Annotated in this window: 21 protein-coding genes and 7 pseudogenes; 18 read left to right on the top strand and 10 right to left on the bottom strand. The window is 62.0% G+C overall.

Features of this window, described 5'->3' with window-relative positions; translation table 11 throughout:
• The first annotated feature begins 30 nt into the window (after positions 1-30).
• The 7 genes and pseudogenes from ada (at position 31) to JWR98_RS14575 (ending at position 6,773) form a co-directional block, all read left to right on the top strand.
• Positions 31-1,077, top strand: coding sequence for a bifunctional DNA-binding transcriptional regulator/O6-methylguanine-DNA methyltransferase Ada (ada, locus tag JWR98_RS14605; protein ID WP_205490402.1), 1,047 nt, complete (start codon positions 31-33; stop codon positions 1,075-1,077).
• Between the two features lie 105 nt (positions 1,078-1,182).
• Positions 1,183-2,240: pseudogene (locus JWR98_RS14600) on the top strand (NAD(P)H-dependent flavin oxidoreductase).
• A 114-nt stretch (positions 2,241-2,354) separates the two neighbouring features.
• Entirely contained in the window at positions 2,355-3,107 is a 753-nt protein-coding gene (modA, locus tag JWR98_RS14595) for a molybdate ABC transporter substrate-binding protein (protein ID WP_078733173.1), read from the top strand.
• Positions 3,108-3,788: a molybdate ABC transporter permease subunit gene (gene modB / locus JWR98_RS14590; RefSeq protein ID WP_078733172.1), complete on the top strand. Its 681-nt coding sequence runs from the start codon at positions 3,108-3,110 to the stop codon at positions 3,786-3,788.
• Complete coding sequence (gene modC / locus JWR98_RS14585; RefSeq protein WP_425273186.1) at positions 3,788-4,873, top strand: molybdenum ABC transporter ATP-binding protein; 1,086 nt, start codon at positions 3,788-3,790, stop codon at positions 4,871-4,873. Before modB ends, modC begins: the two co-directional genes overlap by 1 nt.
• Positions 4,874-4,946: 73 nt before the next feature.
• Complete coding sequence (locus JWR98_RS14580; RefSeq protein ID WP_205490398.1) at positions 4,947-5,975, top strand: DNA topoisomerase IB; 1,029 nt, start codon at positions 4,947-4,949, stop codon at positions 5,973-5,975.
• A gap of 93 nt (positions 5,976-6,068) precedes the next feature.
• Positions 6,069-6,773, top strand: a complete 705-nt coding sequence (locus JWR98_RS14575; RefSeq protein ID WP_078733170.1) for a YoaK family protein — start codon at positions 6,069-6,071, stop codon at positions 6,771-6,773.
• Positions 6,774-6,916: 143 nt separating this feature from the next.
• Here the strand turns inward: JWR98_RS14575 and JWR98_RS14570 are convergent, their stop codons facing one another.
• Positions 6,917-7,270, bottom strand: a complete 354-nt coding sequence (locus tag JWR98_RS14570) for a hypothetical protein (RefSeq protein WP_078733169.1) — start codon at positions 7,268-7,270, stop codon at positions 6,917-6,919.
• 163 nt (positions 7,271-7,433) lie between these two features.
• On the opposite strand from JWR98_RS14570, the gene JWR98_RS14565 reads away from it, so the two are divergent.
• Entirely contained in the window at positions 7,434-7,649 is a 216-nt protein-coding gene (locus JWR98_RS14565) for a hypothetical protein (protein WP_042944651.1), read from the top strand.
• 153 nt (positions 7,650-7,802) lie between these two features.
• On the opposite strand, the gene JWR98_RS14560 is transcribed toward JWR98_RS14565, so the two are convergent.
• From JWR98_RS14560 to JWR98_RS14550, 3 genes are all read right to left on the bottom strand, one after another.
• Positions 7,803-8,114 (bottom strand): AzlD domain-containing protein, encoded by a 312-nt coding sequence (locus tag JWR98_RS14560; protein ID WP_205490396.1) that lies wholly within the window; start codon positions 8,112-8,114, stop codon positions 7,803-7,805.
• A complete protein-coding gene (locus JWR98_RS14555) occupies positions 8,111-8,806 on the bottom strand; it encodes an AzlC family ABC transporter permease (RefSeq protein WP_205490394.1) in 696 nt (231 codons plus the stop codon). The genes JWR98_RS14560 and JWR98_RS14555 overlap by 4 nt, the downstream gene beginning before the upstream one ends.
• Positions 8,807-8,876: 70 nt before the next feature.
• Positions 8,877-9,092: a hypothetical protein gene (locus JWR98_RS14550; protein WP_003173811.1), complete on the bottom strand. Its 216-nt coding sequence runs from the start codon at positions 9,090-9,092 to the stop codon at positions 8,877-8,879.
• Between the two features lie 152 nt (positions 9,093-9,244).
• On the opposite strand from JWR98_RS14550, the pseudogene JWR98_RS14545 reads away from it, so the two are divergent.
• The 8 genes and pseudogenes from JWR98_RS14545 to JWR98_RS14510 all read left to right on the top strand — a co-directional run bounded on the left by JWR98_RS14545 (position 9,245) and on the right by JWR98_RS14510 (position 17,044).
• A pseudogene (locus tag JWR98_RS14545) lies at positions 9,245-9,535 on the top strand (metalloregulator ArsR/SmtB family transcription factor).
• Between the two features lie 19 nt (positions 9,536-9,554).
• Positions 9,555-10,838: an arsenic transporter gene (locus JWR98_RS14540; protein ID WP_205490392.1), complete on the top strand. Its 1,284-nt coding sequence runs from the start codon at positions 9,555-9,557 to the stop codon at positions 10,836-10,838.
• A gap of 66 nt (positions 10,839-10,904) precedes the next feature.
• On the top strand, positions 10,905-11,516 hold the full coding sequence (locus JWR98_RS14535) for a LysE family transporter (RefSeq protein WP_078733165.1): 612 nt from the start codon (positions 10,905-10,907) through the stop codon (positions 11,514-11,516).
• A gap of 305 nt (positions 11,517-11,821) precedes the next feature.
• Complete coding sequence (locus JWR98_RS14530) at positions 11,822-12,115, top strand: hypothetical protein (protein ID WP_078733164.1); 294 nt, start codon at positions 11,822-11,824, stop codon at positions 12,113-12,115.
• A gap of 221 nt (positions 12,116-12,336) precedes the next feature.
• Positions 12,337-15,042, top strand: coding sequence for a magnesium-translocating P-type ATPase (gene mgtA, locus JWR98_RS14525; RefSeq protein ID WP_205490390.1), 2,706 nt, complete (start codon positions 12,337-12,339; stop codon positions 15,040-15,042).
• A 65-nt stretch (positions 15,043-15,107) separates the two neighbouring features.
• On the top strand, positions 15,108-15,455 hold the full coding sequence (locus tag JWR98_RS14520; protein ID WP_042944648.1) for a DUF2493 domain-containing protein: 348 nt from the start codon (positions 15,108-15,110) through the stop codon (positions 15,453-15,455).
• A gap of 18 nt (positions 15,456-15,473) precedes the next feature.
• Positions 15,474-16,283 carry a hypothetical protein gene (locus JWR98_RS14515; protein ID WP_205490388.1) on the top strand — a complete coding sequence of 270 codons (810 nt, stop codon included), beginning with the start codon at positions 15,474-15,476 and terminating at the stop codon, positions 16,281-16,283.
• Between the two features lie 233 nt (positions 16,284-16,516).
• A pseudogene (locus JWR98_RS14510) lies at positions 16,517-17,044 on the top strand (DinB family protein).
• A 2-nt stretch (positions 17,045-17,046) separates the two neighbouring features.
• Here the strand turns inward: JWR98_RS14510 and JWR98_RS14505 are convergent.
• The 3 genes and pseudogenes from JWR98_RS14505 to JWR98_RS14495 form a co-directional block, all read right to left on the bottom strand.
• The gene (locus tag JWR98_RS14505; RefSeq protein WP_078733159.1) at positions 17,047-17,505 is read right to left on the bottom strand and encodes a GFA family protein; all 459 of its coding nucleotides are present in this window, start codon (positions 17,503-17,505) and stop codon (positions 17,047-17,049) included.
• Positions 17,506-17,594: 89 nt separating this feature from the next.
• Positions 17,595-17,786, bottom strand: coding sequence for a hypothetical protein (locus JWR98_RS14500; protein ID WP_042944646.1), 192 nt, complete (start codon positions 17,784-17,786; stop codon positions 17,595-17,597).
• A 105-nt stretch (positions 17,787-17,891) separates the two neighbouring features.
• A pseudogene (locus JWR98_RS14495) lies at positions 17,892-19,372 on the bottom strand (APC family permease).
• 328 nt (positions 19,373-19,700) lie between these two features.
• Between JWR98_RS14495 and JWR98_RS14490 the strand changes: the two are divergent.
• Together JWR98_RS14490 and JWR98_RS14485 are read left to right on the top strand one after the other, a co-directional pair.
• Entirely contained in the window at positions 19,701-20,141 is a 441-nt protein-coding gene (locus JWR98_RS14490) for a hypothetical protein (protein ID WP_078733157.1), read from the top strand.
• Positions 20,142-20,171: 30 nt separating this feature from the next.
• Complete coding sequence (locus JWR98_RS14485) at positions 20,172-23,060, top strand: DUF4132 domain-containing protein (protein WP_205490387.1); 2,889 nt, start codon at positions 20,172-20,174, stop codon at positions 23,058-23,060.
• A 12-nt stretch (positions 23,061-23,072) separates the two neighbouring features.
• Here the strand turns inward: JWR98_RS14485 and JWR98_RS30230 are convergent.
• The 3 pseudogenes from JWR98_RS30230 to JWR98_RS30220 form a co-directional block, all read right to left on the bottom strand.
• Positions 23,073-23,411, bottom strand: a pseudogene (locus JWR98_RS30230) (ATP-binding protein); the annotation flags it as partial.
• Between the two features lie 519 nt (positions 23,412-23,930).
• Positions 23,931-24,266: pseudogene (locus tag JWR98_RS30225) on the bottom strand (response regulator transcription factor); the annotation flags it as partial.
• A gap of 198 nt (positions 24,267-24,464) precedes the next feature.
• Positions 24,465-25,514: pseudogene (locus JWR98_RS30220) on the bottom strand (sensor histidine kinase); the annotation flags it as partial.
• Between the last annotated feature and the right edge of the window lie 66 nt (positions 25,515-25,580).

The following is a 25,580-nucleotide window of genomic DNA, read 5'->3' as shown; positions in this document are numbered from 1 at the left end:
TCTGCCGAGAGTCCGTCAAGAGTGCCGATTATGACTACCGAACAAGACCCGCGCTGGGCGGCGATCCTGTCCCGCGACCCCAAGGCCGACTCGTTGTTCGTCTATGGCGTGAAAACCACTGGTGTGTATTGCCGCCCCAGCAGCGTGTCGCGCTTGCCGCGCCCGGAAAATGTCGAGTTCTTCGATACACCGGCGCAAGCCGAAGCGGCGGGGTATCGGCCCAGTAAGCGTGCCGTCGGCGATCAGACCCAACGGGCGGCACAGCATGCGCAACGGGTGGCCGACGCCTGCCGCCATATCGAGCAAGCCGACACCCCGCCCAGCCTCGATACCCTTGCCGCACGAGCGGGCCTGAGCCCGTTTCACTTCCATCGCGTGTTCAAGTCCGTCACCGGCCTGACTCCCAAAGCCTACGCCAGTGCCCATCGCTCGCGTAAGTTGCGCGATGGGCTCAAAGGCCAGCACCGGGTGACGGACGCGCTGTATGACGCCGGTTTTAATTCCAACAGTCGCTTTTATGCGTCAGCCGATCAATTGCTCGGCATGAAACCCAGCGATTACAAAGCTGGCGGCAGCCACAACGAAATCCTGTTTGCGGTCGGCCAATGCTCCCTGGGGGCGATTCTGGTGGCGCAGAGCACGCGTGGCGTGTGTGCGATCCTGCTGGGCGATGACCCGGACACGCTGGTGCGGGATCTGCAGGATCAATTCCCCAAGGCCGACCTGATCGGCGCCGACCGTCGTTTCGAACAGTTGATCGCACAAGTGGTGGGGTTTATCGAAGCCCCCGCCCTGGGCCTGGACCTGCCGCTGGATGTGCGCGGCACCGCGTTCCAGGAACGGGTTTGGCAAGCCTTGCGCGAAATTCCGGTAGGCAGCACGGCCAGCTATGCGCGGATCGCCGAGCAGATCGGCGCGCCCCAGTCGTTTCGCGCGGTGGCCCAAGCCTGCGGCGCCAACCGCTTGGCAGTGGCAATCCCTTGTCATCGCGTGGTGCGCAGCAACGGCGACCTGTCGGGTTACCGCTGGGGGGTGGAGCGCAAGCGCCAATTGCTCGACCGCGAACGCGGCGACTGAACCGCACGAAAAGCCAGCGTCGTCCAGTGAATAAAACAGACTGGCCGGGCAACGGATGCCCTGCTAAAACAGCGAAAAGACCGACTGACACTGGAGACGCATCCCATGAGCACCTGGCCAGATACGCGCATTCTCGACCTGTTGGGCATAGAGGTGCCCATTATCCAGGCGCCCATGGCCGTCGGCACCACCCCGGCCATGGTGATCGCCGCCAACCAGGCGGGCGCGCTGGGCTCGATGCCAGCCGCCGCGCTGAGCATTGAACAGTTGCGCGACGCGCTGGCCAGTATCCGCCAGGCCAGCGATCGGCCGATCAACGTCAATTTTTTCTGCCATCAGCCGCCCGCGCCTGACGAAGCGCGGGACCTGCGCTGGAAAGCGCTGCTGGAGCCCTACTACCGTGAATTGGGTGCCGATTTTGAAGCGCCGACGCAGGTGTCCAACCGTGCGCCATTCAACGATGCCGCCTGCCAGGTCGTTGAAGCGTTTCGCCCGCAGGTCGTCAGTTTTCACTTTGGCTTGCCGGAAAAATCCCTGCTGGAGCGGGTAAAAGCCACAGGCGCCAAGGTGTTGTCCTCCGCCACCACCGTGGAAGAGGCGATCTGGCTGGAACGTCATGGCTGCGATGCGATTATCGCCATGGGCATTGAAGCCGGCGGGCATCGTGGCTTGTTTCTCAGTGACGATATCAATACCCAGATCGGCCTGTTCGCGCTATTGCCGCAGATCGTCGACGCCGTGAACGTGCCGGTGATTGCCGCCGGCGCATCGGCGATGCACGCGGCATTGTCGCGGCCCTCGCCCTCGGCGCCTCGGCCGTACAGATCGGCACCGCGTACCTGTTCACCCCCGAAGCGAATGTGACCGCCGCCCATCACTACGCATTGCGCCACGCCCAGGCCAGCGAAACGGCACTGACCAACCTGTTCACCGGCCGTCCCGCGCGCGGCATCGTCAATCGGGTGATGCGCGAATTGGGCGCGATCAACCCGGCGGCGCCTGCCTTTCCCACGGCCGGTGGCGCGTTAATGCCGCTCAAGGCCAAGGATGAAGCTGGCTTCAGCAACCTCTGGTCGGGCCAGGCACTGCGCCTGGGCAAGGACATGACCACCTATGAGCTGACCCGCGAGCTGGCGGCACAAGCCCTGGCCAGACTCAAGTAACCCAGCCACCTGCGGCAACGTTGTGCTGTACCGGCAATGGCCAACCGCTATATATTTGCGTACATAGCGGTTAGCCCTTCTACCCACCTGCCGTACATCCCAAGGAGCTGCTCCATGATGATTCACGCCTCACGCCTGGCCGTGCTGGTCGCCGCGTTCGCGGTCGGCTCGGCCAACGCCGATGAAGTCCAGGTGGCTGTCGCCGCCAACTTCACCGCGCCGATCCAGGCAATTGCCGCCGACTTTCAAAAAGACACCGGCCATACGCTGGTCGCGTCCTACGGTGCTACCGGGCAGTTCTACACGCAGATCAAGAACGGCGCGCCATTCGAGGTGTTCCTCAGCGCCGACGACACCACCCCACAAAAACTCGAAAACGAAGGCGACACCGTCAAAGGCTCGCGCTTCACCTATGCCCTGGGCACGTTGGCGCTGTGGTCGGCCAAAGAAGGCTATGTGGACGCCAAGGGCGACGTGTTGAAGAAAAACGCCTTCCAGCACCTGTCCATCGCCAACCCGAAAGCCGCCCCCTACGGCCTGGCCGCCACTCAAGTGCTGGCCAAAGAGGGCCTGACCGAGCAGGTCAAGGCCAAGCTGGTTGAAGGCCAGAACATCACCCAGGCCTTTCAATTCGTGTCCACCGGTAATGCCGAGCTGGGTTTCGTGGCCTTGTCGCAGATCTATAAAGACGGCAAAGTCTCCCAAGGTTCGGCGTGGATCGTCCCCGCCTCACTGCATGACCCGATCAAACAGGACGCGGTGATCCTCAACAAGGGCAAAGACAGCGCCGCTGCCAAGGCGTTGGTTGAGTACCTGAAAGGCCCCAAAGCCGCTGCCGTCATCAAGTCCTACGGTTACGAGCTCTAAATGCCGCTATCGAGTGCCGATTTTTCCGCCATCTGGTTGACCATCAAACTGGCGTCACTGACCACCCTGATCCTGCTGGTCATCGGCACTCCGATTGCCCTGTGGCTGTCGCGCACCCGCTCGTGGTGGCGTGGTCCCATCGGCGCAATCGTCGCCCTGCCGTTGGTGCTGCCACCCACGGTGATCGGTTTCTATCTGCTGTTGACCATGGGGCCCAACGGTTACGTCGGCCAGTTCACGCAATGGCTGGGCCTGGGCACTCTCACTTTCAGTTTTACCGGGCTGGTGATCGGCTCGGTGATCTACTCCATGCCATTTGTGGTGCAGCCGTTGCAAAACGCTTTCTCCGCGATCGGCACGCGTGCGCTGGAAGTGGCCGCGACCCTGCGCGCCAATCCCTGGGACACCTTCTTCAGCGTGACGCTGCCGCTGGCGCGCCCGGGATTCATCACCGCGGCGATCCTCGGGTTTGCCCATACGGTGGGTGAATTCGGCGTGGTCCTGATGATCGGCGGCAATATCCCGGACAAGACCCGCGTGGTCTCGGTGCAGATCTACGATCACGTCGAAGCGATGGAATATGCCCAGGCTCATTGGTTGGCCGGGTCCATGGTGGTCTTCGCGTTCCTCGTGTTGCTGGCACTGTACTCCAGCCGTAAAACCCGGATGGGCTGGAGCTGATGTCGATGATTGATGTACGCCTGCAACTCAAGTACTCGGACTTTGCCCTGGAGGTGGACCTGCATCTGCCTGGGCGCGGCGTGACGGCGCTGTACGGGCAATCCGGCTCCGGCAAAACCACCTGCCTGCGCTGCATCGCCGGGCTTGAGCGTGCGCACGATGGGTTTGTCCAGGTCAACGATGAAGTCTGGCAGGACAGCCGCAGTGGGTTGTTCGTGCCGCCGCATAAACGCGCGTTGGGCTATGTGTTCCAGGAGGCCAGCCTGTTCGCGCATTTGTCGGTGCGCGCCAACCTGGAATTCGGCCTCAAGCGCATCCCCCGCCAGCAACGTCGCGTGGACACGGCTCAGGCTACCGAATTACTGGGCATCGGCCACCTGCTCGAGCGCAACCCGCTGCACCTCTCCGGCGGCGAACGCCAGCGCATCGGTATCGCCCGCGCCTTGCTCACCAGCCCTCGATTGCTGTTGATGGATGAGCCACTGGCGGCCCTCGACAGCCAGCGCAAGGGCGAGATCCTGCCGTATCTGGAGCGCCTGCACGACGAACTGGATATCCCCGTGCTGTACGTCAGCCATGCCCAGGATGAAGTGGCGCGCCTGGCCGACCATATCGTGCTGCTGAGCGCCGGCAAGGCCCTGGCCAGCGGCCCCATCGGCGAAACCCTGGCGCGGCTCGACCTGCCGCTGGCACGCGGCGACGACGCCGGTGTGGTCATCAACGGCACCGTCAGTGCCTACGACGCGCACTATCAGTTGCTGACGCTGCAACTGCCGGGCAGTGCACTGCCGATGCGCGTGGCTCATGCGCCGCTGGCCGTGGGTAAAGCATTGCGGGTCAAGGTGCAGGCGCGTGACGTGAGCCTGAACCTGCAAGCCGAAGAACACAGCAGTATCCTCAACCGCCTGCCGGTGACGGTGACCGAGGAAATTCCCGCCGACAACAGCGCCCACGTGCTGGTGCGCCTGGACGCCGATGGCACACCGTTGCTGGCGCGTATCACGCGCTTCTCCCGCGATCAGTTGCAACTGCATCCCGGCCAAGTGCTATGGGCGCAAATCAAGGCAGTCGCGGTGCTGGCGTAACTATTTGGCACGACCACACAGGGCTGCGGTCAATCAGACATACCGGCCTGATGTGTTGCCAAGGAAACCGCCCATGCCTGACTCTGCGCTGCCCGCCGACCTACCCCGCGATTTGCATTACGTTGACGACACCCAACCCGGCATCCGCCGCAAGAAAGTGCGCGGCAAATTCCAGTATGTCGATGCCAATGGCGAGCGCATCACCGACGCTGACGAGATCAAGCGTCTCAATGCCCTGGCCGTGCCACCCGCCTACACTGACGTGTGGATCTGCGCCGATCCGCGCGGCCATCTGCAGGCCACCGGACGCGATGCCCGTGGCCGCAAGCAGTACCGTTATCACGCGCGCTGGCGTGAAGTGCGCGACAGCGATAAATACGCGCGCCTGCAAGCGTTCGGCAAGGCGCTTCCCACATTGCGCAAGCAATTGGAAGCGCAACTGGCGGAACCCGGTTTTACCCGCGAGAAAGTCCTGGCCACCGTGGTGATGCTGTTGGATGCCACCTTGATCCGCGTCGGCAATACCCAGTATGCCCGCGACAATAAATCCTACGGATTGACCACCCTGCGCAACCGCCATGTAGGCATCAAGGGCAGTGAAATCAAGTTTCAGTTCCGGGGCAAAAGCGGCGTGGAGCATCAGGTCAGCGTCAAGGATCGGCGCCTGGCCACGGTGGTCAGGCGCTGCATGGAATTACCGGGGCAGAACCTGTTCCAGTACCTGGATGAGGACGGGGAGCGTCACACCGTCAGCTCCCAGGATGTGAATGCCTACCTGCACAGCCTGACCGGCGCCGACTTCACCGCCAAGGATTACCGCACCTGGGCCGGCACCGCCATGGCGCTGGCGGTGCTGCGCGAACTGCAATGGCAGCCAGAGTCCGATGCCAAGCGACACGTGGTAGCGATGGTCAAGGACGTCGCCAGGCAACTGGGCAATACGCCGGCGGTGTGCCGCAAGTGTTATATCCACCCCGCCGTGCTGGAGCATTTCAGCCTGGGCGAGTTGTCGAAACTGCCCAAGCCGCGCATGCGCAAGGGGCTCAAGGCCGAGGAAGTCGCCCTGGCCATGTTCCTTGAACAGCTCGCCAAGGACCGTTAGGTCGTGCAGCTGAAAGCTGTCTGAGATCATTGCGCACGTCAGCAAAGCGTCCTACCGTAGTGGCCGGATAATCTCATTGAGGAGCCCGGCCCCATGCTGCCTTCGTCTCACAAGCCGTTTGCCAACGCCGCGCTTGCTCATCAACAGCGCTGGCGCGGTAGGATCGGCCTGATGCTGGTGGCCAGCCTTTCGGTGCTGGCGGGCATGACCGACGCCATTGGCTTCATGGCCAGCGGTGACTTCGTGTCGTTCATGAGCGGTAACACCACGCGCCTGGCGGTGGCGATCAGTGCCGGTGATCTCGGTTTGACAGGGCGCCTGCTGCTGCTGGTTGCCACCTTCGTTGTCGGCAATGCGTTGGGCGTGGTGGTCAGCCGCTACGGACGGCGACATGCGCTGCCCTTGCTGCTGTGCATTGCCATGCTGTTGTGCGCGGGCGCGTTGTGGCCGTTCGAGGATGCCTTGCCGGCATTGCTGGCGGCGATCACGGCGATGGGCATGCTCAATGCGGCGGTGGAAGAGGTGAATGGTTTACCGGTGGGGCTGACCTACGTCACCGGGGCGCTGTCACGCTTCGGTCGTGGCCTGGGCCGCTGGATGCTGGGGGAGCGCCGCAATGGTTGGCGAGTGCAGTTGATCCCGTGGGGCGGCATGTTTGTCGGCGCGGTGATCGGTGCGCTGCTGGAGCAGCAGATGGGCCTGAAGGCGTTGCTGGTCAGCGGCGTATTGGCGGGGCTGCTGGGGTTATTGACACTGAAGATCCCTCGACGCTGGCACTTGGGGTTTATGCCACGGTAAAGGAAAGGATGCTCGCCCGAGGCACTGGCCTCGACATCCGTGTACTGGTAAAGAGCCATTACCTCGGGCGAGCGACGTGAATAATAAGCGAATGTCCGACGGCTGTCCCGCCGGGCGTTTCCGAATATGACTAAGGCAACGGATTACAGACAAGTCGCCAGTGCAGCCAAACGACGCTTGGCAGGCATGTTGTCGTCGGCGGCGTAGTACTTGACGCTGGAACCGCCGCCCGCGCTTTGCACGTCCACAAAATAGTCGCCGGCCGTTGTGTAAACGGTGAAACCGCCCGCGCCGATCGGCTCCTTGAAGCCGCCGGCGTCAACGCCAAACACGCTTTCATCCTGCCAACCGAACTGGATGCATTCGGCGACCACCAGGGCTGCCTTGTCCGACGCCAGGGTCTTGTAAGGGCTGCCGGTACGCGCTTCTTGCATTTTCGAACCCGCGCAACCGGCCAGTGCTGCCAGTACCAATGCGCCCATGACCACCTTTCGCATGCCATCGTTTCCTTGAAAAAAACGCGACTGTACCACTCGCCGCCACCTCACACGACGCCATACGCCTTAACGCCCAAGCTGGCGTCCGCCATGACCATGGCATTATGATGCCGCCGCTGGCCTCACTGAGGAGGCCACGGGATACTCTCTACAAGGAAGCGTCATGAAAGATTTCGTCATCAGCGTCAATAACTATGTTCTCTACATTGCACTGGCCTTCGTATGGCTCATCGGGCTGGTATCGATGTTCAGCGCAAGTTTTCTGTCGGGCCTGGCGGTGCTGGTCGGTGGCACGCTGACCTGGTGCATCGTGTCCGGCTTCTGGTTTGTGCAGTCGGCTACCTACGAAGAACTGCGCAAGCTCAACGCCAAAAACTGACGCGACACGGCGGTCCCAACGGGGCCGTTTTACCGCCAGCCGCATGAATTTAGTTTCACTGTGAAGGGAAACTCGCGCGCTTATAGTGGTCAGGCTCATTTTTAGAAGTCTTCCTTCCGCCCGCCCTCCCGCGGGCTTTTTTACGCCTGCGCGTCAGACCCACCAGCGAAACAGATAGAACAACGCCATGCTCAGCAGCACGGTCATCAACACATTGCGCGTCCAGTACATCAGGCCTATCGCGCAGATACCGGCCAGTAAATACGGATTGGCCGGGCTCAGGTTGAGCTGGTGATCGGGTAAATAAATGATCGGCCCGCAAATCGCCGTGAGCATGCCCGGCACCGCAAATCCCAGAAACTCCCGCGCGCCACGGTTAAGGCGCACCGGCAGGCGCGGTTCGATAAACAGGTAACGGTTGAAAAACACCACCAGGCCCATGCCCACGATCATCAGGTAAATCATGGTTGCCCTACTCCCAGTCGTTTGCAGGCAAACCCCGCGCTCATGCCCAGCACGCCGGACACCACCACCGCCGACTCCCAGTGCAAATAACTCAGCCACACCGAACACAGCAAGGCCACCGCCACGCAAACCACCGTCGGCGCATCGCGCACCACTGGCGTGATCAAGGCGATAAAGGTCGCGGCAATCGAAAACTCCAGGCCCAGTTGATCAAGGCCCGGAATACTTTTACCCAGCACAATGCCGGCGAGGGTGAACAGGTTCCAGATGATATAAAACGTCAGGCCTACGCCCAACGCATACCAGCGGTTGAAGGTCTGACGGTCATAGTGGCTGACCAGCGCGAAGAACTCGTCGGTGAGCAGAAACCCCAGGCTCATGCGCCAGCGCGCCGTGAGCGGCGAAAGCACCGGGCGCAGGTGCATGCCGTAGAGCAGATGCTGGGAGGTCAGCAGCAAGGTGGTCAGCACGATGGAAATCAGGCTGGCGCCGCCCTTGACCATGCCGATGGCAACCAACTGCGCCGCACCTGCAAACACAATGGCGGACAAGCCTTGGGCCTGCAGCGGGGTAAATTGCGCATCGATGGCCATGGAGCCGGCAAGCAGCCCCCAGGGCGCACAGGCCAGGGATAACGGAATGACGGCAATGGCGCCGCGAGCGAAGGCGTAATGAGGCAAGGCAGCAGACATGGAAACGGCTCATCGACAGACAGTCGACAAGCATGCCAGGGCGAAAAAAGGTTGTCTTGAACGATCTTGCTCAGGCGAGCTTTACCGACACCTGCCCCACCGAATCACGCGCTTCTCGCAGTTCGTGGGCGTCCTGGTTGAGCCGGTGGATGGTATTGAGCAGGCGTTGACGCAGCACTTCATCAGAGAGTTTTTCCACGGCACGCATCAAGTCGAACGCTGCGGTTTCGTTATTTTCCGCGACGCAATCCAGGGTCTTGCGCAGGTTACGAGTGGCTCGGGTCACGCGGGTCTTCCTTCGTCGGCAATGGGCAGGCACTTTAGGACATGCATGTTTCATTTTAATTTCAAACACTTGTGTGTCGATTCGCGGATTATTGATCCCTATCAATCGAAACAGCATTTAACCGAAACCGATGAACATTCTCGCCGCTCACCCTGTTCAAGCGCCTGGCAGATGCCTCCCGCACCGAATCACACCGTAGATCCTGTACGAAGACGAACTTTGCCTAGGCAAATTGATCCATGCTCTGGGCGACGGCCAGCCGAAGATTTCCCGCCATCCGGCGCAACTGCGCAATGGAGCTGCTACTGCATCAACCCGGCACTGCCTGAGTGGGTACACACATGCCGGACACTACCCTGCAAGCCAACCAGCCATGGTTGCAACACGACGCACTGCGTCTGGATGCAATGGGCAACCGACCACAACGGGCCAGCACCTGCTGAGCCATCGGAGCGTTTATACATGCTTGTCGCAATCGCGATTTTTATCGTCACCATCATCCTGGTCATCTGGCAGCCCAAGGGGCTGGGCGTCGGCTGGAGTGCCACCCTCGGCGCGATCCTGGCCTTGGCCTGCGGCGTGATCAGCCTGGCGGATATCCCGGCGGTGTGGCACATCATCTGGAACGCCACCGGCACCTTTGTCGCGCTGATCATCATCAGTCTGCTGCTGGACGAAGCCGGTTTCTTTGCCTGGACCGCCCTGCATGTGGCGCGTTGGGGCCGCGGGCGGGGGCGTCGGCTGTTCGCCTACATGGTGCTGCTCGGGGCACTGGTGTCGGCGCTGTTCGCCAATGATGGCGCGGCGTTGATCCTGACCCCCATCGTCATGTCGATGCTGCTGGCGCTGCGCTTTTCTCCAGCGGCGACCCTGGCGTTCGTGATGGGCGCAGGCTTTATCGCCGACACGGCGAGCCTGCCGCTGGTGGTGTCGAACCTTGTGAACATCGTCTCGGCGGACTACTTCAAGATCGGCTTCAACGAATACGCCGCCGTGATGGTGCCGGTCAACTTCGTGAGTGTTGCCGCCACCCTGGCGGTGCTGCTGTGGTTCTTCCGTCGCGATATCCCGCAGGCCTACGACCCCGCCGACCTGGCTGACCCCGCCAGCGCCATCCACGACCGCGCCACGTTCCGTGCCGGCTGGTGGGTGCTGGGCATCCTGTTGGTCGGCTGCTTTGCCCTGGAGCCGCTGGGCATTCCCATCAGTGCGATTTCCGCGGTGTGCGCCGTCCTGCTGCTGGTGATCGCCGCCAAGGGCCACAAGATTTCCACGCGCAAAGTGCTGAAGGAAGCGCCGTGGCAGATCGTGGTGTTTTCCTTGGGGATGTACCTGGTGGTCTATGGCCTGCGTAACGCCGGCCTCACCACCTACCTCGCGACCTGGCTGGACACCTTTGCCACTTACGGCGTCTGGGGCGCGGCCATGGGCACCGGTGTGCTGACCGCGTTGCTGTCCTCGGCGATGAACAACCTGCCGACCGTATTGATCGGCGCGCTGTCCATCGAGTCCAGCCATGCCGTGGGCGTGGTCAAAGACGCGATGATCTACGCCAATGTGATCGGCAGTGACCTCGGCCCCAAGATCACCCCCATCGGCAGCCTCGCCACATTGCTGTGGCTGCATATCCTGGCGCGCAAGGGCATCACTATCACCTGGGGTTACTACTTCAAGGTCGGCATTGTGCTGACCCTGCCGGTGCTGCTGATCACCCTGGCCGCCCTCGCCCTGCGCCTGAGTATTTAAGATGATGGGTACCGCCGACAGCTGCCGCTGACGTATGCTTTGCGACTTTCTCGAAAGGAAGCGGGCATGTTGGCGATCTTTTTTTACGCACTGGTGTTTGGTTTTGTGTTTTGCCTCTCCCCCGGCGCCGTGCTGGCGGAGACCTTGCGTCGCGGCTTGCTCCAGGGGTTCACGCCCGCGCTGTTGGTACAGATCGGCTCACTGGTGGGCGATGCCGTCTGGGCGGTGATCGGCCTGACCGGCATCGCCCTGCTGATCCAGCATGATGCCGTGCGCGTGCCGTTGACGGTGGTCTGCGCGTTGTACCTGGCCTGGCTCGGCGTACGCAGCCTGATTGACGCCTGGCACCTGCCCGAGGCGGACGACGCACCGGCCAGTTCCGGGAAAAACGCACTGGCGGTGGGTGCTGCGATTTCCCTGGCCAACCCGAAGAACATCGTTTACTGGGGCGCGTTGGGCAGCGCGTTGTCCGGTATCGTCGGCGCTACGCCCAGCCATGGGCAGACGCTGATGTTTTTTGCCGGGTTTATGCTGGCCTCGGTGCTGTCGTGTTTTCTGATCGCCGCGCTGGTGAACCTGTTGCGCAAGAACGCATCACCGTTGTGGCAGCGCATCAGTTATGGCACCTGTGGCGTGGTATTGATTTATCTGGCCGTTCTCGCGGCACGCGGTATATGAAGTTCTAAAGACTGCAACTTATCTGAATGAACTCTGAACACTGCTCACTTTAATTAAAAGTGCGTTGACATTTATTAACCGCCTAAGTAGATTGCCCCTGCCCGCTACTGGGGCCTTTTTTAAACCTCACAAAAGAAGCCAATGGACACAGTATCCAGTTGCTGTCCGAATCCCGCATTTGCGGACGTCGGACGCCAAACCCAGAATATGACAGGACTCTCCTCCCCGGTCCGGTAAGCTGCGCTGGAGCTTGATGCTCCCCCGTAACTGCCTCGCCGGATGCGTGTCCGGTCCCGAGGTGTGTTATGACCTTTCAAACCCTTGTCTTCCCTGATGTACGGACACTGGCCTCGGCCCTGCGCGCCAAGCTGTGCCGTGCGCCCGCGGGTTTTGCGCCCGCCCGCTCGGCCTTTGTCACCCCCTCCCCTCAAGTACGTCGGGCTCAACCGCTGGCGCACTGGCGTGCCTGCCCAGCCACCGGCCAATGGGTGCGGCAATGGGAACACGCCGACCCTCAAGACCCACAGAGACGCCAGGTTTTCAGCCTGGCGCAGGCCGGCCTGATACTCGGGTTTTACCTGGACAATCGCGCCGCCTGATCCGCTGAAAACAGCAACTAATCCATGAATACACTGGCGTTCTTCATGAACACTTCCAGAGGTATTACGCTGCGCGCCTGTTAACTAAGGCGGCAGCAAAAGTTACTCGAAACTTTATTTAAACCGATCGCGAAGTCTGCGACTCGGCATGCTTTCGCTCGCCTGTATCCAGGCAAGTAACGGGTATGTTTTGTCGAGCATTGGCGACAGGAGTACACACCATGAGCGCCGAAAAAAACCCGCCATTGAGCAAAACCAGCACCGACACCAAGCTGTCGATGCGTGCCGCCCGCGAGGCCCACAACGGCCTGCAGGCCACCCTGGCCAATGTCCGCGCCACCCGAGAGGGCCTGACCGAACTGGACGCCGCTGCCCGCCTGCAACGCGAAGGCCACAACGCAGTCGCCCACGACAAGCCGCCGCACGCCATCGTGCAGTTCCTGCACGCACTGCATAACCCGTTCATCTACGTGCTGTTGACCCTGGGCGCGATCAGCTTCTTCACCGACTGCTGGTTGCCGATGCGGCAAGGCGAAGAGGCCGATCCGACCAAGGTCATCATTATTATGACCATGGTGCTGCTCAGCAGCTTGCTGCGTTTCTGGCAGGAGCATCGCTCGGCCAAGTCCGCCGAGACCCTCAAGGCCATGGTGCGCACCACCGCAACGGTACTGCGCCGTGAGCAGGTTGGCAGCCAGCCGACCCTGCGCGAAGTGCCGATGCGCGACCTGGTGGCCGGCGATATCGTGCAACTGTCGGCCGGCGACATGATCCCGGCGGATATCCGCCTGATCGAGTCCCGCGACCTCTTCATCAGCCAGGCCGTGCTCACCGGCGAGGCCTTGCCGGTAGAGAAGTACGACACTCTCGGTGATGTCACACAAAAATCCGCCGGCCCGGTGAGCGCGGACCAAGGCAACCTGCTGGACCTGCCGAACATCTGCTTCATGGGCACCAACGTGGTCAGCGGCCGGGCTACCGCCGTGGTGGTGGCGACCGGACCGCGCACGTACTTCGGCTCCCTGGCCAAGGCGATCGTCGGTTCGCGCACGCAAACCGCCTTTGATCGCGGGGTCAACAGCGTCAGCTGGCTGTTGATCCGCTTCATGCTGGTGATGGTCCCGATCGTGTTCTTCCTCAACGGCTTCTCCAAGGGTGATTGGGGCGATGCCTTCCTGTTTGCCCTGGCGGTGGCCGTGGGCCTCACCCCGGAGATGCTGCCGATGATCGTCAGCGCCAACCTGGCCAAGGGCGCCACAGCCATGGCCAAACGCAAAGTGGTGGTCAAGCGCCTCAATGCGATCCAGAACTTCGGCTCGATGGACGTGCTGTGCACCGACAAGACCGGCACTCTGACCCAGGACAAGATCATCCTGGAACATCACGTCAATGCCTTCGGCCAGCGCGACGATGCGGTGTTAAGCCTGGCCTGGCTGAACAGCCACCACCAAAGCGGCATGAAAAATCTGATGGACCAGGCCGTGGTGCAGTTCTTTGAACAGAACCCCAAGTTCCAAGCGCCGTTTGCCTATAGCAAGGTGGATGAATTGCCGTTCGATTTTGTCCGCCGTCGCCTGTCGATCGTGGTCAAGAACGCCGACGACGACCATCTGCTGGTGTGCAAGGGTGCCGTGGAAGAGATGCTGAGCATTGCCACCCACGTGATGGAGAACGGCGCCGCCGTGGCGTTGGATGAGCGTCGCCGCGAGGCATTGCTGGCGATTGCCAACGACTACAACGAAGACGGCTTCCGTGTGCTGGTGGTGGCCACCCGCAACATTCCCAAGGCGTTGGCACGCCAGCAGTACACCACCGCCGATGAACGCAACCTGGTGATCCACGGTTTCCTGACCTTCCTTGATCCACCGAAGGAAACCGCCGGCCCGGCCATTGCCGCCCTGCAGGAAATCGGTGTGGCGGTCAAAGTGCTCACCGGTGACAACGCAGTGGTCACCCGCAAGATCTGTCGCCAGGTCGGCCTTGAACCCGGCCAGCCGTTGCTGGGCGTGGAAATCGAATTGATGGACGACGCCACCCTGGCGCGCCACGTGGAAGAACGCACGGTGTTCGCCAAACTGACACCGCTGCAGAAATCACGCGTGCTCAAAGCCCTGCAAGCCAATGGGCACACGGTGGGCTTCCTCGGCGACGGCATCAACGATGCGCCGGCGCTGCGCGATGCCGACGTGGGCATCTCGGTGGACAGCGGCACCGACATCGCCAAGGAGTCGGCCGACATCATCCTGCTGGAAAAGAGCCTGATGGTGCTGGAAGAAGGTGTGCTCAAGGGCCGCGAAACCTTCGGCAATATCATGAAGTACCTGAACATGACCGCCAGCTCCAACTTCGGCAACGTGTTCTCGGTGCTGGTGGCCAGTGCGTTTATCCCGTTCATGCCGATGCTGGCGATCCACTTGCTCCTGCAAAACCTGATGTACGACATCTCCCAGCTGGCCCTGCCGTGGGACAAGATGGACAAGGAATACCTGGCGCAGCCACGCAAGTGGGACGCAAAAAATATCGGCCGCTTCATGCTGTGGATCGGGCCGACCTCGTCGATCTTCGACATCACCACCTTCGCCCTGATGTGGTACGTGTTTGCCGCCAACAGTATCGAGATGCAGACCCTGTTCCAGTCCGGCTGGTTTATCGAAGGCCTGCTTTCGCAAACCCTGGTGGTGCATATGCTGCGCACCCGCAAGATCCCGTTCTTCCAGAGCACCGCCGCCTGGCCGGTGTTGATGATGACCTGCGTGGTCATCGCGCTGGGCATCTACGTACCGTTCTCGCCGCTGGGCACCCTGGTGGGCCTGCAACCGCTGCCGCTGGCGTACTTCCCATGGTTGGTGGGCACCTTGCTCAGCTACTGCTGCGTGGCCCAACTGATGAAAACGATCTACATCCGCCGCTTCAAGCAGTGGTACTGATCACCCTCTCCCTCCGAACGATGGCGGTCGCCCGACCACCATCGCGTAACACAAGGACACTGACTATGCGCATCTTGATCTGTGCAGGTCGTCATTACGCCGACAGCAAAAAGTCCCGCCACGTGCTGGATGCTTACCACCGCCTGCGCCCGGTGCGGGTTTTGATTCATGGCGGCAACTCGTTCCTGGGCAGCGACATTGAAGAATGGGCGCGGGAACTGGGCATCGACGTGGTGCGCTATCCGCCTAACTGGCAGCGCCACGGCAAACAGGCCGAACGCCAGCGCAACCATTTCATGCTGACCGACAGCCGCCCCGACGTGGTCATCGCCCTGCCGGGCGGTGAAGACACCTGCGAGCTGGTCTGCCAGGCCAACGCCAGCGGCATTTCGGTGCTGACCGTAGAAAGCTGAACTCATGCGAGGTGCATCATGCACAAACAACACACCCCGAAGCGCCCGGACGGGTTTGCCAAATACCGCGCACGCCACTATCGCGCCGCGCGCCCCACGTTGTTACTGTTGCCACCGGCCAAACGCCGCGCGCTGCGACGCAATCTGATCTTCATCGGTCTGAGCCTGGGCACTCTTGCTCTGATCGCGCTGATATCCAAGGCACATGCCGCCGGCGGCGCCTATGTGGTCGACGATGGCGCCATTAATGCGCCAGGCGAATGCAATGTCGATGCCTGGTACACCGCAAATCGCCACGATGGCGCCAGCCACAGCGAAACGCTCTCGCCGGCCTGCACCTTCAGCGCAATGCCGTCCGTGCAGTGGGGCGCGGCGCTGTCACGTGCCGACGGTGAAACCCAACTCAGTCCGCAGTTCAAGGCACCCATAGGGTCGTGGGATGAGCTGGGGCTGCAGATGGCTGTTTCGGCCGCTGCGCACATGGCCCAGGCCCGCAGGCACGCCTACGACGGCGCGGATCTTAATGTGCCCCTTACCTGGCAACCGGTGGCGCCGCTGCGACTGAACCTGAATGCCGGCTGGACGCACGCCTACAATGATGGCGATGAAAAACACCGTATGACCTGGGGCACCGGTATTGAATACCAGCCAGCACAGGCGCTGACGCTGGTTGCCGAGCGATACGGCCAGGCAGGTGGCGACCAGGCATGGCAGGCCGGGCCCAGGTTTCATCTGGGCGAGTCTGTCGATGTTGATGTAGTGGTCGGCCGTAGCCTGATCGGCGAGCGCACGCAGTGGTTGACCACCGGTGCCACGCTACGCTTCTAGGCCCGCCCGTTGTTATCGCAATCTGCATCCGCCGCCTCGTAGCAGCTGTGGAGCTTTAGCGAGGCTGCGACAGCGGTGGGTCAGGTGATGAAGATACCCGCAATGCCGTCGGCATCGCGGGTATGCAGGGGCTGACCCGGCGTGCATAGTATTGTCGTTCAACCACCACAAGCTGCCACCGCCGCAACATGCTGACCACCGAGCGGGCATGCAGCCGATGAGAGATAAGCGACGTGAACCGTATCGAACAGATCGCGCTGATGGCCACCTACAACCAGTGGATGAACCGCAAGGTCTATGACGCTGCCGCCCAGCTGTCAGACGCGCAAGTGCGCCTGGATCGCCAGGCATTTTTCGGCTCGATTCTCGGCACGCTCAATCACCTGGCGCTGGGTGACACGGTCTGGCTCAAGCGCTTTGCCCAGCACCCGACAGGCTTCACGGCGTTGGTGCCCCTGGAGACCATCGCCCAGCCCGGTGACCTCAAGCAATTAGCCTTCGTCGACCTGGATGCGCTGGCGGCCCGTCGCGTCTGGCTGGACCAACTGATCCTCGACTGGGCCGGCACCTTGCGTGAGCCCGATCTCGACCAGCAACTGCACTAACGCAACATGCGCGGCGTGGCGGCCAGCAAGCCGTTTTTCAGCCTGTTGACGCACTTCTTCAACCACCAGACCCATCACCGAGGGCAAGTGACGACCTTGCTGACCCAGGCGGGGGTGGATGTTGGCGACACCGACCTGCTGGCGCTGATCGACTGAGTTCAGCGTGCCTGCAATTGGGCATAGGCCTGCATCAGGCGCGCAAAGTCTTGGGGTTCAGGCAGTTGCGCAAAGCGCTCGACAGCCGGAGTGACCGCCCAGGGCAGCTTTTCACAGGTCCATGTTTCCATGAACGGCACGTAATCGTGGGCGTTATCCAGCAAGGTCGCGCGTACATTGACAAACTCATCGATGCCATGAGGACGCGTAAACAGCCAGCTCATGCAGTGAGAGCAGCAGTAGTGGCGATCCAGGCCATGCAGCCCGCCGACCACGGGGCAGCCTTGCGTCACGGTGAAAGCGCTAGCGGCAAACAGTGCGCTTAGGGAGAACGCGCTGGAGGTCATCTTCTGACAGCCGGTGCAGTGACAGGCCATGGTAATCACGGGGGCCTGGCTCACGCTGAAACGCACGCCATTACAACGGCAACTGCCCGCTTGCGGCAGGGTTTCGACACTCATCATTCAGTCCTTTTTATGATCAGGGGAAGCAGTTTTTCGTAGACGCCCTATGCAGAAGCCCCGGCAAAACCAGGGCTTCTTCTTAACACTCAATCATCATTGGACACCGGTCTGTGGCGCACCTTGTACCCCGGAAGAGCCGCGGCATACGCCAGCGCCTGTTCACGGGAGTCGAAGGACGCCAACCGGTCGTTGTGCGTACACACGCGCCAGGGTCCGTAGTTGACCTGCACGATGTGGTACCCATTCAGATGCAGCTTTTTCAACATTGGAACGCTCATAGTCACCTCGCTTTCCTGAGATTTCCACGGGTTGCGCAGACTACCTTACACCCGCCGCCAGGGTTTTGGGACTGCGCATTCCAATTACACGCGGGTCGCTGGCCGTTACCGGCCGGCGTTCCAGGCATCGCCGGCGGGCGCGGTGCCACGGTCATAGGGCTTGCCCAACCACATGTAGAGCAGGCCCAGGCCAATGACGATGGCCGTGCTCAGCAACATCGCATAGTTGATGTACCACGCCGCGTCCGGCGTGCGCGGCCAGGCCATGTTGACGATGGCGCCGACGCCATAGACCAACGCCCCGATATTCACCGGCAGGCCCCAGCCGCCCAGGGCAAACTTGCCGCTGGGTTTCCAGCCCCGGGCGCGCGCGTACAGGGCGGCGAGCACGATCATCTGGAAGGCCAGGTAAATCCCGATCGCCGCGAAGCTGACGATGGTCGCCACGGCGTCCTAGAGGAAGAAGCCGAGGGCGATGATCAGCGTCGCAGCACGCCGGAGACAAACAGCGCGGCCACCGGCACCTGGGTGGTCGGCGAAATACGCTTCAGCAGGCGGCTGCCGATTACCATTTCATCGCGGGCGTAGGCATACAGCAGCCGGCTGGCAGCGGCCTGCAGGCTGATCACGCAGGAGATGAAAGAGATCATCACCACGCCCATCACCACCTTCGAACCGACGCTGCCGAAGGCATTGTTGAGGATGGTGGTGACCGGGTCCTTATCGGTGCCGTTGATCACCGCCTGCATGTCCGGCACGGCGAGGATCAGCGCCAGGCAGGCAAACATCGCGGCGACACCACCGATGTAGATGGTCATGCGCATGGCCACCGGGATTTGCTTGCTCGGGTTCGGGGTTTCCTCGGCCACGTCGCCACACGCCTCGAAGCCGTAATAGAGGAACATGCCCGCCAGCGATGCGGTGAGGAACGCCGGTAAGTAAGAACCGTCGACACGGATATCGAACGTGTTGAACAGCACGCTGATCGGCTGGTGGCGTTCAAACACCAGCAGATACACGCCAACGATCACCGCGCCGACCAGTTCACACAGAAACCCGAACATGGCGATGCGCGCCAGGACCTGGGTACCGCTGAGGTTGACCAGGGTCGCGAACAGCGTCAGCAGCACGGCAATGACGATATTGGTGTTGTTGCTCGGCTCGAAACCGAGCATCGCCGCGAGGTAGGGACCGGCGCCGACTGCGACGGCGGCGATGGTGACGCACAGGGCGATGGAGTAAATCCAACCGACCATCCACGCCCAGCGTTTACCCACCAGACGTCGAGCCCAGGGGTAGACGCCGCCGGAAATCGGGAACTGCGAAACCACCTCGCCGAAGATCAGGCACACCAGCAGCTGCCCGCAACCCACCAGCAGGTAGGCCCAGAACATCGGCGGGCCGCCGGCCGCCAGGCAGAGGCCGAACAGGGTGTAAACGCCCACTACCGGCGACAGGTAGGTAAAGCCCAGGGCGAAGTTTTCCCATAGGCTCATGCTGCGACTGAAGTTCGAGGTGTAGCCCAGTTTGCGCAGTTGTTCGGCATCGCTGTCGGCGTCTGCGCCGAGGTGAGGTCGTGCACTCATGGCGGTGTGGCTCCAGAAAATCGGCAGATTTTGGATGTCCGAAACCGTGGCCGACGCCTGACGGCGCGTCCCGGATCGGTATTCTTGTAGTGGTTGTTGCGTGTTGCCTGGACGCCGCCTGTGACGAGCGGCTTGCCAGCGTTCGGTGTGGATGGACCGAGACTAATAGCTGGCCCGGAGGTCGGCAAATACTAAATACTGAAAGCGGCGTTCGATTAAATAGATGGCTGGCCGTCAGCGTGACGGCGACGGTCGATGACGTTTATTGCAGCCCGGGCTATGCTAAGGCGCCATCCGCCCGGCTGGCCTGGTTTGCAAGGAATGCGTCATGGAGTTCGTGGTCCATAGCTATTGCCTCAAAGGTGCGCGCCAGGAGCCTTTGCTGCCCCCTGTGACCCTCACGCCGCAGTCATTGACCTTGACGGTCGCCGAGCTCATTCGCCTGACCGTTGCCGAACAGATCGCCGCGCTGTCGGTCCAGCATTGGCTGGAACACCTGTCGCTGCGTGAGGTACTCGACCGTCAATACCTGAGCGAGCGCGATATTCGTCGGCAAGCCCGTGAAGGCGCGGTGGCCATGCCTCAGGCCAGCGCAGCTGCGGAGCTGGATGTCGACGTTGAGGTCGCTCGCGCCTTGAAGGGTTTTCAAGCCCGTGCGTTCCGCGTTCTGCACAACGGCGTCATGCTGCAAACACTCGATGAACCCATTGACTTGAGTCCCCCTTCCACGCTCGCGTTTATCCGCCTGGTGCCGCTGATTGGCGGTTGATCCTCGTCGCTCATTTCCCTGGATGCCCTCATGCAATCACGCCGCCCCGCGCCCGAACAAGCCACACGCCTCGCTGCGCTGCGCGCATTCTGTGACAGCGCGCTAGATGGATATCCCGCGCTCAGCCGATATGACGCGTTCGAGCTCGATTTCTGGGACGGCATCGACTTCCTGCGCATCGCCGATGACTGGGTCAGGCAGCAGCCCAAGGAGGGGCCCAAAGCGCTGGCTGATGGGTTTGTGTTCCCGACCGTCTGGGACGACCTGGAGGACCGCCGCGATCAACAGCGCTACGGCCTGCAATATCGACTCTGCGACGCGTGGATCACCGCGCACGCGGATGCCTATGCGCTGGAGCAGATCGGTGCGCGACTGCGGCACATGCTGCAATTTGCCTTCGAGGACAGTGACTATCCCTTGCCCACTGACGAAGATGGCCCTGCCTATTACCGCAGGAGTCTGGACCAGGCCTGGGCTTTTCCTGACGTTCAGGCCTGCCTCAATCGCCTGAGCAATTACCCGCCTGCCCCGGCCTGGCTGACGCTCGCCGAATGGTTGCTGGACGGCAGCTGGAACCGCGAGCAGCCGCCTTCGCCGCCGGATGAAGACACGCGAAAAATCGCCGATAGCTATGTCTACGTGCACCAGGAAATCGAGCGTTTCGCACTGGGCCTGCTGGCCGCGGGCCGCCTCGATTACCCGCGCTTCGTCCGGGCGGCCAATACCTGGGGCCGCGCCATGATGTTCTACGCAGACGATGCCGGGCTGGACAGCGATGATGTGGACATGGATCGGTACGCCGAGGACGCGTTCGACGATGATGAGTCAACCGAAAGCGCAGCCCCTGCCGCTGAAGAGTCCGCAGCCGTGCCCCCTGAACTGGCGCGCTTCACCGTGCGTTATGTCGAGGACGCGCTGGCTGGGTTGCCCGAAAACGCCGAGAAGCTGGCGGACACCTTTCGTTCGGTAGAGGTGCATCAGACCCGCTGGTTGCTGCAGGCCCTGGCGGTGATCGAACGGCTGGGCATGACACCGGATAATTTTGTCGACGGCTTCGGCCATACGGCCGCCGTGCTCGAGCGCTTCCTGGCGCTTCAGACATTGCCCAAGCCCGCATCGGCTGAACTGCTCGCGGCGCTGGACGGTTTTTCCAGGCATACCCTGCTGACCGCCCTGCCCTACGCCGGGCACGCCAGCCGCGTGGTGCTCGATGCGCTCGGCTGGAATGATCTGCAAGCCTTCCAGCGTGAATACCTGAGCATTGCCCTGGCACCGGAGTCCGGCTGGGGCAGCGACCTGCCCAATACGCAGGATGACACCGTGGGCGTGGTGGACCGCTACCTGCTGGACAAGGCGCTGGCCGAGGCCGACCCCGACCACTTGCGCGACTACCTCGCGGCACTCGAACCCTCGCACTGGGCGTTTCCCGAGACGCGTGTGCTGCTCGACGCCTACCAGGGCGTCGGCCGAGCAGCACTGGAAAAGAAACTGACCCGCCACGCACAGGCGTCCATGCGCATCTATGGCGTACTGCCCGTCAGGGACGCGGACGACGTAAGCCAGCGCTATCTGATGTTCAAGAAACTGCACAACGAGGTGCGCAAATACGGCGCTGAACGACAAGCCAACTCCCATGCCGCGATACAGGCCGGCCTGGAAAACCTCGCGCGTGTCGCCGGCTACCCCTCGGCGATTCGCCTGGAGTGGGCCATGGAAGCGCAAATCGCCGAGTCGGCAGTGACGGCCGCCACGATCGATGGCTATGACGTCAGACTGATCATTGACGGCTTGTCGCCCGCACTGCACGTCGGCAAAGCCGGAAAGACCCTGAAAACCGCACCGCCCGCGATTCGCAAACATCCCGACTTCGTCGCCCTCAAGACCCAGCAAACCCAGCTCAAGGACCAGATCGCGCGCTTCTGCCGCACCCTGGAAGCGATGATGAGCAGCGGCGAAACCCTGGCGCCGGACGAGCTGAAACCGCTGTTGAACATGCCTGCGGTGCGCCTGCTGCTGGAACAACTGATCGTGCAGGCCGATGACGCTGTGCTGGGCTGGCTCGATGCCGCAACGCTGACGGTGACCGACCTTGAAGGCCGCCCGCACAGCGCAAAAAAGCACCTGCGTATTGCCCACCCGTTTCATCTGTTCACGGCGGGCCAACTGTCGGCCTGGCAGAAAGAAGTGGTGACCCAGCGCCGCGTGCAGCCGTTCAAGCAGGCCTTTCGCGAGTTGTACCTGCTGACGCCGGCTGAGCAAGACACCGGCCTGTGGTCCAACCGATTTGCCGGTCACCGCCTCAAAGCCAAGGTCGCCGCGCGGTTGCTGCAGGCCCGCGGCTGGTCGACCTCAAGCGTCGAAGACATCTATTTCGAGAGCAAGGAGCACGGCATTTACGCGATGTTCAACTTTCTGGACACCGGCCATTACCTCTCGGAAACCGAACACTTTACCTTCGACACAATCGCGTTCTACCGCGACCGTACCGCCCTACCGCTTGAGCAGGTTCCGCCGCTGCTGTTTTCGCAAGTCATGCGTGACGCCGACCTGCTGGTCTCCGTGGCCCATGCCGGGGATGGCTACAGCACCAGCAACGAAACCCTGCAGCGCCGCGCTGAACTGGTCGACGAGTTGATCCAAGGGCTAGGGCTGCGAAACGTCAAATGTGCAGGGCATTTTCTGTACGTCACCGGCCAGCGCGCGAACTACCGCATTCATCTGGGCAGCGCAGCCATCCATATCGAGCCCGGCAATTACCTGTGCATCGTGCCCGCCGGCAGTGGCTTCAGCGAGTTCTACCTGCCGTTCGCCGACACGGACCAGAAAATGGCCGAGGTGCTGAGCAAGATGTTTCTGTTGCTGGACGACCTGAACATCACCGACAGCCTGATACTGGAGCAGATACAGCGCGGCGGCTGATATCGCCGCCCATCACTGATCCGGTGCGGCTTCAAGGGGAATATCCAAGGTAAACGTTGCGCCCTGCCCGGCCCCGTCGCTGTGCACGGTCAAGCGGCCACCCATTTCCTGCGCAGCGAGGGCACAGCTGTGCAGACCGAAACCGTGGCCTTCCTTGCGAGTGGTGAAACCATGCGAAAAGATCCGCGCCAGGTGCTCTGGCGTGATCCCGTTGCCGTTATCGGTCACTGAAATACGCAGGACTGATGCGTCAACGAGGCAGGCATCGAGCGTAACGCAGGGGCTGCGATCAGCCACGCCTTCCAACGCATGCTTGGCATTACTGATCAGGTTCACCAGAATCAGCAAGACCCGGTGCCGATCCAGCGGCAGCAAGGGCAATTCGGCAATCCTCTTGACCAGCGTCACCCCCTGACGCTCCAGCGAACCGGCACTCATGCGCAACGCATCGTCGACTAACCCGGCGACCGAGACTGTCTCCACGACGCTGACCGCAACGGCATAGGACTGCTGGGCAGCGACGATGGTCTTGATGTGGTCAATGCCCTTGGTGAGTTGCCCGAGTTCTTCGACAATGCCTTGTTGCTCTGCCGTAACCACCTCCGCCAGCTTGAGCAGGTAGTCGGGCAGCATCTTGCCTTTGGGATCGTTGGCGAGAAAATCGCTCAGGTCATTGACGTGTTCGTTCATCAGTTGAGCGACCTTGCCAAGCCCCTGGACTTTGGAGGTGCGCATCTGGTTGCTGACCAGCTCTGCCGACACGTTCACGCTGTTGAGGACGTTACCGACGTTGTGCAGCACAGCGGTGGCGATTTCGGCCATGCCCGCCTGGCGGGATTTTGTGTGCAGTTCGCTTTGCACCTGGCTCATGCGTAGCGCCGCGCGCACGCGAGCCTTGAGTTCCAGCGGCGAGAAGGGTTTGGCGATGTAGTCGTCGGCGCCACTCTCCAGCCCGGAAACGCAGGCATCACTGCCGCCGCGAGCGGTCACCAGGATGACGGGCAAGTGGGCAAAACCAGGGCTGCCTTTGATTCTGGCGGTCAGGCCGAAGCCGTCGAGCAGCGGCATCATCACATCAGAGACCACGACATCGATGGGGCGACGCTGCAGGAGTGCCCAGGCCTGCTCTCCATCCACCGCGGTGGCGACGACATAGTCGTCACGCAAAAGCTCGCTGAGATAGCTGAGCATTTCCGGGCTGTCGTCCACCACCAGCACTTTGGATCGCGCGGCGTGTTCGGGGTGCTGCTCGGCGTCTACGCCTTGCGCCGGACTGCCCTGGCGGCCGTCGTCGAAACGCAGATGGCGCTGCTCGGTCGTGCTCGCTGTGCCCGGTGACGAGGGCTCATGCATTCTACTGGCGTCGCTCAGCAAGGCGTTTTGCTCGGCCCCCAGCGGAAGTCGAACGAAGAAGCACGAGCCGCGTCCGGGCTCGCTGCTGACGCCGACTTCGCCCCCCATCAGTTCGACCAGGTCCTTGACCAGGGCCAGGCCGATGCCTGTGCCGCTGTAATGGCGCGTGGCGGAATTGTCGATCTGCGAAAACCGCTGGAACAGCAACGGCAGTTCCTCAGGCGCAATGCCGATCCCCGAGTCCTGCACCGCCAGTTCAAATCGCTCGCCGTCCAGCGGCGTCACTGCCAGGTGTACGGTGCCGCCAGCGGGCGTGAATTTGATGGCGTTGCTCACCAGATTAAGCAGAATTTTCTCGAAGTGTCGGGGGTCCAGGAACACCGTGCCGAGCGCGGGATCGATGCTGCAGGTCAAGGTGCACCCCTTGCCCTTGGCCACCATGGCGGCATCCTCGGCCAGCACCCCCACCGCATTGTTCAAGTCGACCAGCGTCGGGCACACCTCAAACTTGCCCGCTTCGGCCTTGGAGAAATCGAGGATGTCGTTGACCCGGTTCATCAAGCGCAGCGCGTTGCGTTGGGCGCGCTCGATTTGCACCCGCCAGTCGACCGGCGGAAGGGCCGCTGCCGAGAGCTGCTCCAGGGGGGCGAGAATGAGGGTCAGCGGCGTGCGCAGTTCGTGGCTGACCGTGGCCACGAAATCGCTCTTTGCCTGGTTGGCCGAATCGGCCTGATTGCGCGCATGGATAAGCTCGATGGCCTGCGCCTCCAGCACCTCGGTCTGGTGATGCAGCGTGTCGGTACGCTCGGCGACCATTCGCTCCAACGAGGCCTGGACCTGCTGGCGTTCGGCCTCGGCCTCGGCCTCCAGCACGCGGATGCGCAGGGCATTCTCCTGGAACACGCGTACCGCGCGGGTCATGATGCCAATCTCGTCGCCGCGTTCGACGCCGGCGATCCCGGTGCGCAGGTCGCCGGCCGCAAGCCGGCGCATGACCGAGGCCAGGGCCACGATGGGCTGCGCGACAAATCGCGAGGTGCTCCAGGCGATGGCGCCGGCCAGCAGGATGGCGACAGTGAACGCAATGACCGTCGCAAGCATGCCGCGGTCATTGTGGACCAAGGCATCGGAGCGCGCCTGACCCGCGAAGCGCGCCACCAACAGGCC

This window comes from Pseudomonas lactucae (genome assembly GCF_016937615.1).
GTDB classification, from domain to species: Bacteria; Pseudomonadota; Gammaproteobacteria; order Pseudomonadales; family Pseudomonadaceae; genus Aquipseudomonas; species Aquipseudomonas lactucae.
The sequence above is the reverse complement of the archived record's forward strand: the minus strand, read 5'-3'. Positions and strand labels throughout refer to the sequence as shown.

What these genes read in the sequence shown, in the direction of transcription:
- ada (WP_205490402.1), top strand. Translation starts at nt 31, where the DNA reads ATGACTACCGAACAAGACCCGCGCTGGGCGGCGATCCTGTCCCGCGAC.
- modA (WP_078733173.1), top strand. Translation starts at nt 2,355, where the DNA reads ATGATGATTCACGCCTCACGCCTGGCCGTGCTGGTCGCCGCGTTCGCG.
- modB (WP_078733172.1), top strand. Translation starts at nt 3,108, where the DNA reads ATGCCGCTATCGAGTGCCGATTTTTCCGCCATCTGGTTGACCATCAAA.
- modC (WP_425273186.1), top strand. Translation starts at nt 3,788, where the DNA reads ATGTCGATGATTGATGTACGCCTGCAACTCAAGTACTCGGACTTTGCC.
- JWR98_RS14580 (WP_205490398.1), top strand. Translation starts at nt 4,947, where the DNA reads ATGCCTGACTCTGCGCTGCCCGCCGACCTACCCCGCGATTTGCATTAC.
- JWR98_RS14575 (WP_078733170.1), top strand. Translation starts at nt 6,069, where the DNA reads ATGCTGCCTTCGTCTCACAAGCCGTTTGCCAACGCCGCGCTTGCTCAT.
- JWR98_RS14570 (WP_078733169.1), bottom strand. Translation starts at nt 7,270, where the DNA reads ATGCGAAAGGTGGTCATGGGCGCATTGGTACTGGCAGCACTGGCCGGT.
- JWR98_RS14565 (WP_042944651.1), top strand. Translation starts at nt 7,434, where the DNA reads ATGAAAGATTTCGTCATCAGCGTCAATAACTATGTTCTCTACATTGCA.
- JWR98_RS14560 (WP_205490396.1), bottom strand. Translation starts at nt 8,114, where the DNA reads ATGATTTACCTGATGATCGTGGGCATGGGCCTGGTGGTGTTTTTCAAC.
- JWR98_RS14555 (WP_205490394.1), bottom strand. Translation starts at nt 8,806, where the DNA reads ATGTCTGCTGCCTTGCCTCATTACGCCTTCGCTCGCGGCGCCATTGCC.
- JWR98_RS14540 (WP_205490392.1), top strand. Translation starts at nt 9,555, where the DNA reads ATGCTTGTCGCAATCGCGATTTTTATCGTCACCATCATCCTGGTCATC.
- JWR98_RS14535 (WP_078733165.1), top strand. Translation starts at nt 10,905, where the DNA reads ATGTTGGCGATCTTTTTTTACGCACTGGTGTTTGGTTTTGTGTTTTGC.
- JWR98_RS14530 (WP_078733164.1), top strand. Translation starts at nt 11,822, where the DNA reads ATGACCTTTCAAACCCTTGTCTTCCCTGATGTACGGACACTGGCCTCG.
- mgtA (WP_205490390.1), top strand. Translation starts at nt 12,337, where the DNA reads ATGAGCGCCGAAAAAAACCCGCCATTGAGCAAAACCAGCACCGACACC.
- JWR98_RS14520 (WP_042944648.1), top strand. Translation starts at nt 15,108, where the DNA reads ATGCGCATCTTGATCTGTGCAGGTCGTCATTACGCCGACAGCAAAAAG.
- JWR98_RS14515 (WP_205490388.1), top strand. Translation starts at nt 15,474, where the DNA reads ATGCACAAACAACACACCCCGAAGCGCCCGGACGGGTTTGCCAAATAC.
- JWR98_RS14505 (WP_078733159.1), bottom strand. Translation starts at nt 17,505, where the DNA reads ATGAGTGTCGAAACCCTGCCGCAAGCGGGCAGTTGCCGTTGTAATGGC.
- JWR98_RS14500 (WP_042944646.1), bottom strand. Translation starts at nt 17,786, where the DNA reads ATGAGCGTTCCAATGTTGAAAAAGCTGCATCTGAATGGGTACCACATC.
- JWR98_RS14490 (WP_078733157.1), top strand. Translation starts at nt 19,701, where the DNA reads ATGGAGTTCGTGGTCCATAGCTATTGCCTCAAAGGTGCGCGCCAGGAG.
- JWR98_RS14485 (WP_205490387.1), top strand. Translation starts at nt 20,172, where the DNA reads ATGCAATCACGCCGCCCCGCGCCCGAACAAGCCACACGCCTCGCTGCG.